Origin of the sequence: Streptomyces sp. PU-14G (assembly GCF_041028275.1) — a bacterium.
GTDB lineage: Bacteria > Actinomycetota > Actinomycetes > Streptomycetales > Streptomycetaceae > Streptomyces.
The window spans coordinates 1-13,998 of sequence record NZ_JASKYT010000207.1 but is presented as its reverse complement, the minus strand read 5'-3'; the positions used below and the strand labels follow the sequence as shown (position 1 = coordinate 13,998).

Below are 13,998 nucleotides of genomic sequence, written 5' to 3'. Positions count from 1 at the left end.
AACGACAGGCGCGTGGGAGACCACAGGGAAGGGAGCCCCCCCCCCCCCCCCCCCCCCCCCCCCCCCCCCCCCCCCCCCCCCCCCCCCCCCCCCCCCCCCCCCCCCCCCCCCGCATCTCTCGGCAGGCCCCCACACCTCTCGGCAGGTCCCCCGCGGCGCTGCGGGCGTCCCGGGCGCGGCCTCGGGGCGCCGCGAACCCGTGCCGTATCCGGCTTCTTTCCGTTCGGGATAATGGCTCCACGCCCACACAGTGTTCTGTATAGCGAACGACAGGCGCGTGGGAGACCACAGGGAAGGGAGGGGCCGTGAGCGGTCCTGAAGCGGCGGAGAGGTCGATCCGGGGCATGCTGGCCCGCAACCTGAAGCGGGCGCGGGCCCAGCGGGGGCTGTCGATCTCGGAGCTGTCGCGGCGCTCGAAGATCGGCAAGGCGACGCTGTCGCAGCTGGAGTCCGGCACCGGGAATCCGACCATCGAGACGGTCTTCAGCCTCTCCCGCGTGCTGGAGGTGCCCATCTCCGACCTGCTGGACGCTCGGCCGCCGGCCGGGTTGCGGGTGGTGCGGGCCCAGGAGGTGGAGGTGCTCAGCGGCGAGGGCGTGGACCTGCGCCCGCTCCAGCGGATCGAGTCGGGCGAGGGCGTCTTCGAGGTGTACGACCAGCAGGTCAGGGCGGGTGAGCGCCGGGACTCGCTGGGCCATGTGGGGGTGGAGCACACCATCGTGCAGGCCGGGCGGCTCGGGGTGAGCGTGGAGGGCCACGAGGTGGAGTTGGGGCCCGGCGACTACGTGGGCTTCGATGCCACGCTGCCGCACAGTTACACGGCGCTGGACGGCACCGTGCGCTCGGTCCTGCTCCTCCAGTACCGCGCGGACCAGCGGTTGCCTCCGGACGCCGCGCACACCCACTCCGGCGAGAGCGCACCGCACCCCTCTGAGTGAGGGCACCTCTCGCAACCGTTGACACCCCTGTGACGCGGGGAATACCGTCCCTCTCGTTCGCTTTACCGAACGAGGAGGTTCGATGAACGGAACGCGGGCCGTGGTGCTCGGTGCCGGCATCATCGGCGCGGCCTGCGCTCGCGAACTCGCCTTGGCCGGAGCGGCGGTGACCGTCGTCGACCGGGGCGGACCCGCGGCGGCGACCACCTCGCACGGCGAGGGCAACGTGCTCGTCTCCGACAAGGGCCCCGGCCCCGAACTCACGCTCGCGCAGCTCTCCCGCGCCCTGTGGCCCGAGGTGCTGGCCCAGGTAGCCGACCGGTCGGCCGAGGGGCGCCGGGCCGCACAGGCCGCCGAGTGGGACCCCAAGGGCGGCATCGTGGTCGCGACGACCAGCGCCGGAGCACACGGACTCGCCCGCTTCGCCGACACCCAGCGCTCGGCCGGTGTGCGGGCGGAGGCGCTGGAGCCCGACGCGCTCCGGGAGGCCGAACCGTACGTCACCCGCGAGCACACCGCCGCCGTGCACTACGCCGAGGACGCCCAGGTGCAGCCGGCGGGCGCGGCGACGGCGCTGCTGACGGACGCCCTCGCCGCGGGCGCGACGCTGCGCGGCGGCGAGGAGGTGCGCTCGGGGGTCGTCCGCGGCGGCAGGCTCACCGGTGTGCGCACCACGCGCGGGCTCCTGGAGGCCGACCTGTTCGTCAACGCGGCGGGCCCCTGGTCCGGCGCGCTCGCCGCCCGCCTCGGCGCCCCCGTCGGCGTCGCACCCCGGCGCGGCGACGTCCTGGTGACGACGCCGCTGCCGCCCACCGTCTTCCACAAGGTCTACGACGCCGACTACGTGGGTGCCGTCGGCAGCAGTGAGGAGGAGTTGCAGACCTCCGCCGTGGTCGAGTCGACCCGCGCGGGCAGCGTGCTGATCGGCTCCTCGCGCCGCCGCGTCGGCTTCGACGACCGGCTGCGGCCCGAGGTGCTCTCGGCCGTCGCCGCCAAGGCGCTGCGGCTCTTCCCCTCGCTCGCCCGGGTGCCGGTGATGCGCGCCTACGGCGGCTTCCGGCCGTACGTGGCCGACCACCTCCCCGTCATCGGAGCCGATCCCCGGCTGCCCGGCCTGTGGCACGCGAGCGGCCACGAAGGCGCCGGGATCGGGCTGTCGGTGGGCACCGGGCGGCTCCTGCTCCATCTCGTGCTCGGCCGGACGCCTCCGCTGGACGCCGCCGCGTTCCGGGTGGACCGCCCGGCCGTACTCCGACCCCGCCAGTACCAGCAAGAGGAGCGGACATGAGCCCTCGACTCGTACCCACCGAGCGCGACGCGACGGGCCGCACCGACCGGCCGCTGCGGATCACCGTCGACGGCGTGCCGGCCGACGGCATCGCCGGCCAGACGCTGGCGGGCCTCATGCTCGCCTCCGGCCGGTCCTCCTGGCGCAACGGCCCCTCCGGCGCCCCGCGCGGCGTGTTCTGCGGCATCGGGGTCTGCTTCGACTGCCTGGTCACGGTCAACGGCGAGCCCGACGTGAGGGCCTGCCGCCGACGGGCCGCCGACGGCGACGAGGTCACCACCCAGTCCCGCGCCGGGCACGGTTCCGCGGCCGGAACGGGAACCGGGAGCCGACCCGCGCAGACCTCCGCGGGCACCCGCACGGACGGGCCCGGAGCCTGGGAGGGACGGTGACGACCATGTCGGCACCACGTCGCGTCGCGGTCGTCGGCGCGGGACCCGCCGGGCTCTCCGCGGCACACGCGGCACTGGCCGCGGGGGCGCGGGTGACGTTGATCGATGCCGCCGAGGAGCCCGGCGGCCAGTACCACCGCACGGTGCCCGAGGCGTACGAGGCGAAGCGGCCGGGACATCTCCAGCACGGGTGGCGGGCGTTCGCCCTGCGGCGCCGCCGGGTGCTGGCACACCCCCGGTGCACCTGGCTGCCGCGGACCTCGGTGTGGGCGCTGGAGCGGCCCCGGGCGGGACACGAGGGGCCGCCCCGGGTGCACCTGCTGTCCCCAGCCCCGGCGGACGGCGCGGGACGCACCCGGCACACGCTCGACGTGGACGCCCTCGTGCTGGCCGTGGGCGCTCACGACCGCGTGCTGCCGTTCCCCGGCTGGCAGTTGCCGGGAGTCTGCACGGCGGGCGCCGCGCAGGCGCTGGCCAAGGGGGAGCGGGTGGCGGTCGGCGACCGGGTGGTCGTCGCGGGCTCGGGCCCCTTCCTCCTCCCGGTGGCGGCCTCCCTGCTGGACGTCGGCTCCCGCGTGCTGGAGGTGCTGGAGGCCAACACCGCTGCGACGACGGCGCGTGGCTGGGGGCGCCGCCCGTGGGAGCTGGCCGCGCAGGCGGGCAAGGCGGCGGAGCTGGCCGAGCACGCCGCGGCGCTGGCCCGCCACCGGGTGCCGTACCGGACGGGCCGCACCGTGGTCGAGGCTCGCGGGGACGGCCGGGTGGAGGAGGTCGTCACGGCTCGGCTGCGCGCCGACTGGTCGGTTCTCGACGGTACGCGGCGCACGGTCGCCGTGGACGCCGTGTGTGTCAGCCACGGCTTCAGCCCCCAACTGGAGTTGCCGCTCGCCGCGGGATGCGCGCTGGTCGAGCCCGCCGCACCCCGCCCAGGTGCGGCGGGCGACGGCGACGCGCCCGGCGCCCGAGGGACCGGCCCGTCCGGTGCCGGTGGTGCGTTCGGAGCGCCCGGAGCGCCCGGAGCGCCCGGAGCATTCGTACGCGTCGACGACGAGCAGCGCACCAGCGTGCCCGGGGTGTTCGCCGCAGGTGAGATCACCGGCATCGCCGGGGCACCGGCCGCGCGGGCCGAGGGCGCCGTCGCCGGGTGGGCCGCCGCGGCGGGCGCGCCACGGAACGCGGGGCCCCGGCGGGCGCTGCGGGCGCTGCGGGCGCTGCGGCGCAGCCGCGACGAGGGGCGGGCGTTCGCCGAACGGCTCGCCCGCGCCCACCCGATCGGCGCCGCGTGGCCGGGCTGGCTGCGGCCTCAGACCGTGGTGTGCCGCTGCGAGGAGACCGACTACGGCTCGCTGTGTGCCGCTTTCGCCGCCGAGGCCGGTGCCGCGCCGCGGGTCGCCAAGCTGAACACCCGCGCGGGACTCGGCCCATGCCAGGGCCGGATCTGCGGGCCGACGGTCGCCGAACTGCGCCGCAGGATCGCCGGGGAGGCCACCGAGAGGCCGGCCGAGGGCCTGGCCCCGGCCGGACCGCACCGCAGACCGCTCGCCCAGCCCATCCGGCTCGGCGAACTGGCCGCCCCGCCCACCCCGCTGACCGACCCGGACCACCGCCCCGAACCGGAGCACCGCCCCGAACAGGATCACCGTCCCGAACAGGAGCACCGCCCCGAACCGGATCACCGTCCCGAACAGGAGAGCAGTTCATGAGCGAGAACAAGCAGTCGTCGCGCGGTCTCGGCGGTGTCGTGGTGGCCACCGCGCTGCCCTACCGCGAGGATGCGGCGGCCCCCGCGGGCCTCGCCGTCGACTACGACCGGTACGCCGAGCACTGCCGCTGGCTGGTGGAGCGCGGCTGCCACGGTGTGGGTCCCAACGGTTCGCTGGGCGAGTACTCGTCGCTGACGGACGAGGAGCGCCGCACCGTGGCGCGCACCGCCGTCGAGGCGGTGGACGGGGCCGGCACGGTGGTGGTCGGCGTGCACGGGGTCGGGTCGCACCAGGCCCGGCACTGGGCCGAGGTCGCCGCGGAGGACGGCGCGGACGGGGTGCTGTGCCTGCCCCCGACGCTGTACCGCGCCAACAAGGGCGAAATACTGGCACATTTCACGGCAGTGGCCTCCGTCGGGCTGCCGGTGATGATCTACAACAACCCCCTCGACACCAAGGTCGACCTCACCCCCGAGCTCATCGCGGAAGCCGCGCAGATCGACAACGTGGTGGCCGTCAAGGAGTTCTCCGGCGACGTGCGCCGGGTGCTGGAGATCAGGGAGCGGACCGCAGGGACCGGTCTGGAGGTGATCAGCGGGGCCGACGACGTGGTGCTGGAGAGCCTGCTGATGGGCGCGAGCGGCTGGTTCGCCGGGTTCCCCAACGTCTTCCCCGCCGAGTCGGCCCGGCTGTTCGAGCTGGCCAGGGCCGGCGAGCTCGAACAGGCGCGGGAGCTGTACGAGCCGCTGGTGGCCGCGTTCCGGTGGGACTCGCGCACCGAGTTCGTCCAGGCGATCAAGCTGGGCATGGAGCAGGTCGGCCGGTTCGGCGGCCCCTGCCGCCCGCCGCGCGGCCCGCTGACGGAGGCGATGCGCGAGCAGGTGGAGGCCGACATGGCACGCGCGATCGCCGCCCTCGACGCGCGAGGGGCAGCCTGATGCGCTCGGTCCGTACGCTCAGCGCCGTCGACTCGCACACCGAGGGCATGCCCACCCGGGTCGTCACCGGCGGCGTGCCGCCCCTGCCGGGCGCGACGATGGCCGAGCGCCGCACCCACGCCGTCCACCACCTGGACGAGCTGCGCCGGTTCCTGGTGGACGAGCCGCGCGGGCACCCCGCGATGAGCGGGGCCCTGCTCCAGCCGCCGACCCGCCCCGACGCCGACTGGGGTGTGGTCTACGTGGAGGTCAGCGGCTTCCTGCCGATGTGCGGGCACGGCACCATCGGGGTGGCGACCGTGCTGGTGGAGACGGGCATGGTCGAGGTGACCGAGCCGGAGACGCGGGTGCGGCTCGACACCCCGGCGGGGCTGGTCGAGGCGCGGGTCACCGTGCGGGACGGGGTGGCCGAGAAGGTCACCCTGCGGAACGTGGACGCGTTCGCGCTGGAGCTGGACGCCTCCGTCACCGTCCCCGGTCTCGGCGAGATCCGCTACGACATGGCGTACGGCGGCAACTTCTACGCCATCGTCGAACTCGACCAGCTCGGCCTCCCGTTCGACCGCTCACGCAAGGACGAGATCCTCTCCGCGGGCCTGTCCCTCATGCACGCCGTCAACGAGCAGAACCGCCCCGCACACCCGGTGGACCCCGCCATCGGCGGCTGCAAGCACGTGCAGTTCCTCGCGCCGGGCTCGACCGGGCGGCACTCGCGCAACGCGATGGCGATCCACCCGGGCTGGTTCGACCGCTCCCCCTGCGGCACGGGCACCTCGGCGCGGATGGCGCAGCTGCACGCGCGCGGCGAGCTGCCGCTGCACACCGAGTTCGTGAACGAGTCGTTCATCGGCACCCGCTTCGTGGGGCAGCTGCTCCGCACCGTCGAGGTCGGCGGGCTGCCCGGGGTGGTGCCCGAGTTCTCCGGCCGGGCGTGGATCACCGGCACGGCGAACTACCTGCTGGACCCGCGCGATCCGTTCCCGCATGGCTTCGTGCTGTAGGCCGGATGGCCGCGCGCCGTAGGCCGGGTCGCCGCGCACCGTAGGCCGGGTCGCCGCGCACCGTAGGCCGGAGAGGAGGGACCCCTCATGTCCCGTACGACCCCCGCAAGACGCCCTCGCCCGTCCCCCTCCCCCGCGGGGTTGTTCTCCCGCGCCGGGATCTTCCGTCTCAAGCCCGTCGACTCCTCCGAGGAGGAGACGCGGGGCGGCCTCAAACGGTCCATGGGCCTGTGGCAGCTGGTCGCGCTCAGCCTCGGCGGACTGGTCGGCGCGGGCGTGTTCTCGCTGGCCGGTGTCGTGGCCAACCAGGACGCGGGGCCCGCGGTGATGATCTCGTTCCTGATCGCGATCGTCGCCAGCGGCGCCGCCGCGCTGTGCTACGCCGAATTCGCCGGCATGATCCCGAAGGCCGGCTCGGCCTACACCTACTCCTACGCGGCCCTGGGCGAAGTGGTCGGCTGGGCGATCGGCTGGGACCTGCTGCTGGAGTACACCGCGATCGTCGCGGTGGTGGCCATCGCCGTCTCCGGGTATTTCTCCTACATCCTGGAGCGGATCGGCATCGACCTGCCGAACTGGATGCTGGGCGCCCCCGGCACCGGCTCCGGGCACAGGGTGGACGTGTTCGCCGCGCTGCTGTGCCTCCTCCTGGCGTTCGTCCTCTCGCGCGGCACCAAGGAGGCCGCGCGGTTCGAGACGGTGCTGGTCGCGGTGAAGCTGGGCATCGTCGCGCTGGTGGTGGCCGCGGGCGCCTTCCACATATCGGCGGGCAACTTCTCCCCCTTCATGCCGTTCGGCATCGGCGGCGCGTTCACCGGCGCGGCCACCGCCTTCTTCGCCGTCTACGGGTACGACGCGATGAGCGCCGCCGCCGAGGAGAGCTCCGAGGCCAAACGGCTGCTGCCGAAGGCCATCATGATCTCGCTCGCCATCGCCGCCGTCGTCTACCTGCTGGTGTGCGTGGTGCTGCTCGGCATGCAGGACTACCGGCACATCGACACTTCCAGCCCCTTCTCCAGCGCGCTGGACTCCGTGGGTCTCGGCGTGCTCGGACTCGTCGTGGCGGTCGGCGCCGTGATCGGCGTGACCACCTCCGCGTTCGCCAACATGCTCGCCGTCACCCGGGTGTGGTTCTCGATGAGCCGCGACGGGCTGCTGCCCCGCTCCTTCGCCCGCAACCACCCGCGCCGCCACGTGCCGACCCGGGTGATCTGGCCCGTCGGCATCGGCTCCGCGGTGATCGCGGGCTTCCTGCCCATCCGGGAGGCCGCGGACCTGACCAACATCGGCATCCTGGTGGCCTTCACCGTCGTGGCCGTGGCCATCGTCGTGCTGCGCCGCACGCGGCCCGACCTGCCGCGTGCGTTCCGCACCCCCCTGGTGCCGCTCGTGCCGGTGATCGGTATCGCCTTCTCCTGCTGGCTGATAGCCAACCTCGACCCGGTCACCTGGCTGCGCTTCGCCGGCTGGATGGCCCTCGGCATGGTCGTCTACGGCCTCTTCGGCTTCCGCAACTCCGTCGAGAACCCCCGCACCCACCCCGCGCCGCCCGGCAACGAGGAGGAAACCCCGCCCCATGAGTGACACCGAGACCACGCACGTCCACGAAACAGTGCGCGCCGCCGCAGCCGCAGCGCCCGCCTGCGCCGGCGCCTCACCCTCCCACAGGGCCGGCGCGCTGACGGCCGTCGCGGACGCGCTGGAGACCGAGCGCGCGGCACTGGTCGCGACCGCCGACGCGGAGACGTCGCTCGGGCCCGCCCGGCTGAACGGCGAACTGTCCCGCACGGCCTTCCAGTTGCGCCTGTTCGCCGACGAGGTACGCACCGGCGCCCTCTTCGACGCACGCCTGGACCGCCCCGCCCCCGAGTGGCCCCCAGGCCCCCGACCCGACCTGCGCCGCTACCGCACGGCACTCGGCCCCGTCCTGGTGTTCGCGGCGAGCAACTTTCCCTTCGCCTTCAGCGTGGCGGGCGGCGACACCGCCTCGGCGTGGGCCGCGGGCTGCCCCGTCGTCGTCAAGGCGCACCCGGGCCACCCGGAGTTGTCGCGCCGTACGGCCGCCGTCGTCCGCCGGGCGCTCGCCGAAGCGGAGGCGCCGCAGGGGATGTTCGCGCTGATCGAGGGCGAACAGGCAGGAGTCGAGGCGCTACGGCACCCGGCGCTGGCTGCCGCCGCGTTCACCGGATCGCAGCGCGGCGGCCTGGCCCTGGCGCGGATCGCCGCCGAGCGCGGGACACCGATCCCCTTCTACGGCGAACTGGGGAGCGTCAACCCCGTCGTGGTCACGCCCGGCGCCGCCCGGGCACGCAGCGAGGAGATCGCCGAAGGGTACGTCGGCTCCGTCACCCAGGGCGCGGGCCAGTTCTGCACCAACCCGGGCCTGCTGTTCGTGCCCCGTGCCGCCGAAGCCCTCGTCGACGGGATCGCCACACGGCTGCGCGGCGTGCCCGGTGCACCGATGCTGGGCGGCTGGATCGCCGACGGCTACGCGGCGGGCGCCCGGCGGCTCGCCAAGCTGCCGGGGGTGCGCACGGTGGTCCGGCCGGACGGGCCCGAGGAGGCGGGCGCGCCGGGCCCGCGTCTGCTGGCCATGGAGCTCGCCGCGTTCACCGCGGCGGGCACGGCGGCCACCGAGGAGTGCTTCGGCCCGCTGGGGCTGGTGGTCACCTACGACGACGTCGCCGCCCTCGGTGAGGCGGTCGCGGCGCTGCCGGGGCAGCTGACGGCGAGCCTGCACGCGGAGCCGTCCGAGGCGGCCGGTCTCGGCGCCCTGGCCGGCGCGTTGGCGGCCCGTGCCGGGCGGCTGCTGTGGAACCAGTGGCCCACCGGCGTGTCCGTGACCCACGCGATGCAGCACGGAGGCCCCTTCCCTGCGACCACCGCGCCGACCACCACCTCGGTGGGCACGGCCGCCCTCGAACGCTTCCTGCGCCCCGTCGCCTACCAGTCCTGCCCGCCTCAGCTGCTGCCGCCGCCGCTGCGGGACGACAACCCGTGGGGCGTGCCGCAGCGGGTGTCCGGCTGAGCGCCCGCAGCGCACGGGTCTCCGTCAGCCGGCAGACGCCGCCGCGGCCCGGCGCTCGGCGTACGCCTTCCGGTCCACGGCGAGCGTCCCGGCGGCGTCGTCGTGCCAACAGCGGTGGTAGGGCCGGTCCCACAGGCAGGCGGCGACGTTCACCAGCCCCACCAGCGGTATGACCGTCAGGAAAAGGTAGAAGAACTCCCGCCACAGCGCCTGGAAGAAGCCCACGTTCCGGCCCGTGCGCATCCGCACGATGCGCACGCCCAGCAGCCACTTGCCCGGCGTGGAACCGAACCGGGCCAGGGCGCTCGGGTACAGCAGCACCCACAGCAGCCCGGCGCAGCAGAGCGAGGCGACCGCCCGCGCGTTCCCCTCCTCGGTCAGCCCGGTGACGACGCCGCCGAGCAGGCCGGTGAGAGCGCCCCAGAGGAGGAAGTCCACGATGCGCGCCGTCCAGTGGCGCAGTCGGCTCGCGAGCACGATGGCCGCCGCCCGCTGCTGTCCGGGTGCTGGTGGCGCTCCCGTCGGCGGACCTTGCGGCGCTGTGCTGCCGGTCGACGGAACATGGTGCGGCGGCACTTGCCCCCCAAGCTGTGGCTGTGTGCGGAAACTGCTCCGCGTCTCGCGTCGGTTCGCCGTGCGGGCGCCGCGCCGAGACTCCGGTCATACTAATCGGCGCCGGGTCCGGCTCCGGTCCTGGGCTTGGTCCCGGCCCTGGCCCTGGCCCTGGCCCCGGCCCCGGTTCTGGTCTTGGGCCCGGCCCCGGCCGTGGTCCTGGCTTGGTCCTCCGGTCCCGGCCCTTGCGTCTCGGTCCGGGAGGTCAGTGGGTGGTGTCCCGTTCCGGGCGGGACAGGCCCAGGGCGAGTTCCGCCGTGGCGAGCACTCGGGTGGGATCGAGCGGCGGTTCCTGGCTCACCTGGTCGACGACGGCGAACGGGTCGCAGTGGCGGACCCGGCCGTCGAGGCCCATGGCGGTCAGGACGTACCGGTAGCCGCCCGGGGCGGACGCGTCGGGCGTGGCTTCCCAGTGCGCGCCCTTGCCCCGCACCATGAAGTCCGCCACGAACGAGACCAGGTCGGTGTGGAGCGTCACCCGGTCCGACTCCTCCAAGTCGGCGAGCGGCAGCCGGGAGACGTAGTTCTCCCACGCGGGCAGGGCGGCCAGCGGGTCGGCACGGTAGGCCGTGGCGGAGACCCCCAGCATGTCCGCGAGGCGGGCGGCGTTCGCCTGGCACTCCTCGGCCCATGAGGCCAGGTTCTCTTCCGTCTCGTTCCGCCGCGCTTTCATACGGCACAACCTACTCAGCCCGCCGTGCGCGCGCGACATCCCCACCCGCCTTGGCGCCGCCCTGTGCCACCGCCTGCCGGCGGCGGGCGCGGGAGCGTGCGGCGGCGGTCCTGGCCCCCGCCCCCGCACCCGCCACCAGGGCGAGCGCCACCATGAGCGCGCTGACCCACAGCGGGGCCCGGTAGCCGAGGCCCGCACCGAGCGCGGCACCGCCGGCCCACGGGCCGAGCGCGGCCCCGACGTTGAACGCCGCCGTGGCGAAGCCGCCCGCCAGGGTGGGCGCCTCGGCCGCCGCGTACAGGGCCTGCGCGATCAGCGTCGTCCCCACACCGAACGAGAGAGCGCCCTGCACGAGGACGAGGACCACAGCGGCGACCGGGCTCTTTGCCACCAGCGCGAACAGCACCCATCCCGCGCACAGCACGGTTCCCCCCACGGTCAGCAGGCGCACAGGGCGGGCGTCGGCCATCCTGCCCGCGGCGGTCACACCGAGGAACGAGCCGAGACCGAAGAGGGCCAGCAGCACCGGCACCCAGGCGGTGCCGAACCCGGTGACCTCGGTGATCAGCGGCGCGAGGTAGGTGAAGGTGCAGAAGGTGGCACCGTTGACGAGAGCCCCCAGCAACAGCGTCGTCAGCAGCCGGGGCCGGCGCAGCGCCCCCAGCTCGCCCCGCACACCGACCGCCGCGTCCACGCCCCCCAAGGCGCCACGCGGCAGGCAACGCACGAGGGCGCACAGCGCCGGCACGGACACCAGCGCGACGGCGAGGAAGGCGGCGCGCCAGCCCCACACCTGACCGAGCGCCGCACCCGCGGGCACCCCGGCCACGCACGCGAGGGTGACCCCGCTCAGCAGCACGGCGGTGGCGCGGCCCTTGGCGTCGGGGGCCACCATGGCGGCGGCGGCCGTCAACGCGACGGCGAGGAAACCGGCGTTGGCGAGGGCGCCGACGACCCGCGTGCCGACCAGCACCGCGAAGCTGCCGGTCACCGCCCCGACCACGTGCACCAGCACGAAGACGCCCAGAAAACCGAGCAGGGCCCGTCGGACGTTCCAACGGCGGCTCCATACCGCCATCAGCGGGGCACCGGCGACCATTCCCACTGCGAACGCCGAGGTCAGCAGCCCGGCCGAGGAGACGGACACGTCCAGATCTGCGGCCAGCCCGGGAACGAGCCCCGCCAGCATGAACTCCGACGTCCCCTGGGCGAACACCGCCAGCGCGAGGACGTACAACACGAATGGCATGCGAATCTCCGCAATCCCTGAGGTATCTGATCTGCGTGACGCAGCAGGACAGCGGCAGGCGCGTGCGCGTGCACACCGGAGGACAGGCGCTTCCCCGCGAGGACGGGGGCGTCGTCGACAGGAGGGGCCGGCCCGGCCGGGCGCACGGCGGCAGCTCTGCCGCGGGAAGTCCGGACGTCGGCAGACCGGTGGCAGCGTCAGGACAGCACCCCGCCCGGCGCGAGCGGAACGCTCAGCGCGCGCGGAAAACGGTCAGCGCGAAACAGCCACCGGGCGGCCGGTGGCTACAGTCTGGAAGCCTCAGGAGCGGACACGCACCGCACCCTAGCGACCCCAGGGGCCCGGCGTCGAAGCATTTCCCCTACGGCGGGGTCCGCTAGGGTCGCCGTGCCATGGGCAACGAGACGAACCCCCGCGAACTCTTCGACTTCCTCTCCTACACCGCGCGCCTGCGCGCAGTGGAGCGGCACAACAACGCCACGCCCGAGCGCCGCGAGTCCGTGGCCGAACACTCCTGGCACCTGGCGATGGTGTGCTGGGTGCTGCACACCGAGTTCGAGCGGGAGAGCGGGTCGGCACTGGACCTGGGCCGCATGCTCAAAATGTGCCTGCTCCACGACGTGGTCGAGATCGACGCCGGCGACCCGTCGGCCTGGCAGACCTCGCGCGGGGGCGAGGAAGCGCTCGCCCGCAAGGCCCGCACGGAGGAGGCGATCGCCCGGGACCGCCTCGGCGCGCTCCCGGCACCGCTCGGTCCGGAACTGCTGGCGCTGTGGCGGGAGTACGAGGAGGGTGACACGCCCGAGGCCCGGCTGGTGCGGGGTGTGGACCGGCTCAACCCGGCGCTGATGCGCCTGCTGACCGGGCAGGGCTGGGCGGACGTGGACGCGGACACCGCCGCCCTCGACCGGCTCCAGCTGCCCAGAGTGAGCGTCAGCCCGACGTTGACGGCGCTGTACGAGGAGGTCAAGGAAGCAGCCGTCTCACGGGGCCTGCTGGCCCCGTGAGACCGGAGGCCTGACGCCGCGCCGCCTCACCGTTTCTCTCCCCTCGCCTCTTCCTCTTCGCCGCGCCGGAAGGCTCGGCTTCCGGCGCGCGCTGGGAGGCCCGCCCCGCGCCGGGAGGCCCGCCTCGCGCCGGGAGGCTCGACCTTCGGCGCGCGCCGAGAGGCCTGCCCCGCGCCGGGGGCTCGGCCTTCGCCGCGCGCCGAGAGGCCCGCCCCGCGCCGGGACGCCCGACCTTCGCCGCGCGCCGAGAGGCCCGCCCCGTGCCGGGGGCTCGGCTTTCGCCGATCGGGGCCTGTGCGCCATGTGAACGGAGCGCCGCCACCGGCGGCCCCGCCCTCGGGCGGGGCCCGGCACCGCGGGTTCAGCGGGTGCCGCTCTCCCCGCCGTTGACGTTGAGAACCTGCGCCGTGATGTCGCGGGCCGCGGGAGAGGCCAGGAAGGCGACAGCACCCGCGATGTCACCGGGCACGCCGGGGCGGCCCAGCGCGGTGGCGCCCACGAGGGCGTCCCTGCGCTCGGGGGTGAGCTTGTCGCGGAAGAACTCGGTGTCCGCGACGTAACCGGGCGAGACGATGTTCGCGGTGATGTCGCGCGCCCCCACCTGCCGGGCCAGGCCCAGATTCCACGAGGCCAGCCCGGCCTTGGCGGCCCCATAGGCGCCCGAACCCTTGTCCGCCGCGATGGAGCCGATGCTGACGACCGCGCCGCCAGCGGCCAGCCGGTCCTCGACGGCCCTGGTGGTCAGCGCCGCGCTGAGCAGGTTCGCGTCCAGATTGGCGCGGAAGTCGCGCGCGAACGCCTCCAGCTCGCCGAGCGCCTCGTCCTCCTCCGCGTCGAAGTCGGTGTTGCCGCCCGCGTTGTTGACGAGCACGTCGAGCCGGCCCGGAAGCTCGCCCAGCAGCCGGGTGACCGCGTGCGGGTCGGTGTGGTCACAGACCACGGCGCGCGCCCCGATCTCCTCGGCCGCGGCCTCCAACGGCGCCTGCCGCCGCCCCGTGACGACGACCTTCTCCCCGCTCCCGGCGAAGTGCCGGGCGACGGCATATCCGATACCCGTCGCGCCCCCGGTGACCAGGATGTCCCGTGCCATACAGTGTCCTCCGTCAGCCGTTCAGCCCTAAATTTAGCTCTAAACGTAACACTGCGAGGAGGACCCGTGGCAAGCGAGA

The 13,998-nt window shown here is 74.6% G+C and carries 13 protein-coding genes; 9 read left to right on the top strand and 4 right to left on the bottom strand.

The features are described 5' to 3' along the window. Positions 1–305 precede the first annotated feature (305 nt). The 8 genes from AB8Z75_RS22350 (at position 306) to AB8Z75_RS22315 (ending at position 9,288) form a co-directional block, all read left to right on the top strand. The gene (locus tag AB8Z75_RS22350; RefSeq protein WP_369204734.1) at positions 306–938 is read left to right on the top strand and encodes a helix-turn-helix domain-containing protein; all 633 of its coding nucleotides are present in this window, start codon (positions 306–308) and stop codon (positions 936–938) included. Between the two features lie 82 nt (positions 939–1,020). Next, positions 1,021–2,226 carry an NAD(P)/FAD-dependent oxidoreductase gene (locus AB8Z75_RS22345; RefSeq protein WP_369204732.1) on the top strand — a complete coding sequence of 402 codons (1,206 nt, stop codon included), beginning with the start codon at positions 1,021–1,023 and terminating at the stop codon, positions 2,224–2,226. Beyond that, on the top strand, positions 2,223–2,618 hold the full coding sequence (locus AB8Z75_RS22340) for a (2Fe-2S)-binding protein (protein ID WP_369204730.1): 396 nt from the start codon (positions 2,223–2,225) through the stop codon (positions 2,616–2,618). Before AB8Z75_RS22345 ends, AB8Z75_RS22340 begins: the two co-directional genes overlap by 4 nt. A gap of 5 nt (positions 2,619–2,623) precedes the next feature. Further along, complete coding sequence (locus AB8Z75_RS22335; RefSeq protein ID WP_369204728.1) at positions 2,624–4,321, top strand: FAD-dependent oxidoreductase; 1,698 nt, start codon at positions 2,624–2,626, stop codon at positions 4,319–4,321. Beyond that, positions 4,318–5,259 (top strand): dihydrodipicolinate synthase family protein, encoded by a 942-nt coding sequence (locus tag AB8Z75_RS22330; RefSeq protein ID WP_369204726.1) that lies wholly within the window; start codon positions 4,318–4,320, stop codon positions 5,257–5,259. Before AB8Z75_RS22335 ends, AB8Z75_RS22330 begins: the two co-directional genes overlap by 4 nt. Continuing rightward, positions 5,259–6,260, top strand: coding sequence for a proline racemase family protein (locus AB8Z75_RS22325; RefSeq protein ID WP_369204724.1), 1,002 nt, complete (start codon positions 5,259–5,261; stop codon positions 6,258–6,260). Before AB8Z75_RS22330 ends, AB8Z75_RS22325 begins: the two co-directional genes overlap by 1 nt. A gap of 87 nt (positions 6,261–6,347) precedes the next feature. Beyond that, positions 6,348–7,844: an amino acid permease gene (locus AB8Z75_RS22320; protein WP_369204722.1), complete on the top strand. Its 1,497-nt coding sequence runs from the start codon at positions 6,348–6,350 to the stop codon at positions 7,842–7,844. After that, positions 7,837–9,288 (top strand): aldehyde dehydrogenase (NADP(+)), encoded by a 1,452-nt coding sequence (locus AB8Z75_RS22315; protein WP_369204720.1) that lies wholly within the window; start codon positions 7,837–7,839, stop codon positions 9,286–9,288. Before AB8Z75_RS22320 ends, AB8Z75_RS22315 begins: the two co-directional genes overlap by 8 nt. A gap of 24 nt (positions 9,289–9,312) precedes the next feature. Here the strand turns inward: AB8Z75_RS22315 and AB8Z75_RS22310 are convergent, their stop codons facing one another. The 3 genes from AB8Z75_RS22310 to AB8Z75_RS22300 all read right to left on the bottom strand — a co-directional run bounded on the left by AB8Z75_RS22310 (position 9,313) and on the right by AB8Z75_RS22300 (position 11,822). Next, on the bottom strand, positions 9,313–9,765 hold the full coding sequence (locus AB8Z75_RS22310; RefSeq protein ID WP_369204718.1) for an RDD family protein: 453 nt from the start codon (positions 9,763–9,765) through the stop codon (positions 9,313–9,315). 340 nt (positions 9,766–10,105) lie between these two features. Then, positions 10,106–10,573 (bottom strand): hypothetical protein, encoded by a 468-nt coding sequence (locus tag AB8Z75_RS22305; RefSeq protein ID WP_369204716.1) that lies wholly within the window; start codon positions 10,571–10,573, stop codon positions 10,106–10,108. 10 nt (positions 10,574–10,583) lie between these two features. After that, the gene (locus AB8Z75_RS22300) at positions 10,584–11,822 is read right to left on the bottom strand and encodes a Cmx/CmrA family chloramphenicol efflux MFS transporter (protein ID WP_369204714.1); all 1,239 of its coding nucleotides are present in this window, start codon (positions 11,820–11,822) and stop codon (positions 10,584–10,586) included. 392 nt (positions 11,823–12,214) lie between these two features. On the opposite strand from AB8Z75_RS22300, the gene AB8Z75_RS22295 reads away from it, so the two are divergent. Next, positions 12,215–12,829 (top strand): HD family hydrolase, encoded by a 615-nt coding sequence (locus AB8Z75_RS22295; RefSeq protein WP_369204712.1) that lies wholly within the window; start codon positions 12,215–12,217, stop codon positions 12,827–12,829. A gap of 361 nt (positions 12,830–13,190) precedes the next feature. Here the strand turns inward: AB8Z75_RS22295 and AB8Z75_RS22290 are convergent, their stop codons facing one another. Next, positions 13,191–13,919 (bottom strand): SDR family NAD(P)-dependent oxidoreductase, encoded by a 729-nt coding sequence (locus AB8Z75_RS22290; RefSeq protein ID WP_369204711.1) that lies wholly within the window; start codon positions 13,917–13,919, stop codon positions 13,191–13,193. Positions 13,920–13,998: the final 79 nt, after the last annotated feature.

Coding starts and splice junctions, on each gene's coding strand:
- AB8Z75_RS22345 (WP_369204732.1), top strand. CDS start 1,021: ATGAACGGAACGCGGGCCGTGGTGCTCGGTGCCGGCATCATCGGCGCG.
- AB8Z75_RS22340 (WP_369204730.1), top strand. CDS start 2,223: ATGAGCCCTCGACTCGTACCCACCGAGCGCGACGCGACGGGCCGCACC.
- AB8Z75_RS22335 (WP_369204728.1), top strand. CDS start 2,624: ATGTCGGCACCACGTCGCGTCGCGGTCGTCGGCGCGGGACCCGCCGGG.
- AB8Z75_RS22330 (WP_369204726.1), top strand. CDS start 4,318: ATGAGCGAGAACAAGCAGTCGTCGCGCGGTCTCGGCGGTGTCGTGGTG.
- AB8Z75_RS22325 (WP_369204724.1), top strand. CDS start 5,259: ATGCGCTCGGTCCGTACGCTCAGCGCCGTCGACTCGCACACCGAGGGC.
- AB8Z75_RS22320 (WP_369204722.1), top strand. CDS start 6,348: ATGTCCCGTACGACCCCCGCAAGACGCCCTCGCCCGTCCCCCTCCCCC.
- AB8Z75_RS22315 (WP_369204720.1), top strand. CDS start 7,837: ATGAGTGACACCGAGACCACGCACGTCCACGAAACAGTGCGCGCCGCC.
- AB8Z75_RS22305 (WP_369204716.1), bottom strand. CDS start 10,573: ATGAAAGCGCGGCGGAACGAGACGGAAGAGAACCTGGCCTCATGGGCC.
- AB8Z75_RS22300 (WP_369204714.1), bottom strand. CDS start 11,822: ATGCCATTCGTGTTGTACGTCCTCGCGCTGGCGGTGTTCGCCCAGGGG.
- AB8Z75_RS22295 (WP_369204712.1), top strand. CDS start 12,215: ATGGGCAACGAGACGAACCCCCGCGAACTCTTCGACTTCCTCTCCTAC.
- AB8Z75_RS22290 (WP_369204711.1), bottom strand. CDS start 13,919: ATGGCACGGGACATCCTGGTCACCGGGGGCGCGACGGGTATCGGATAT.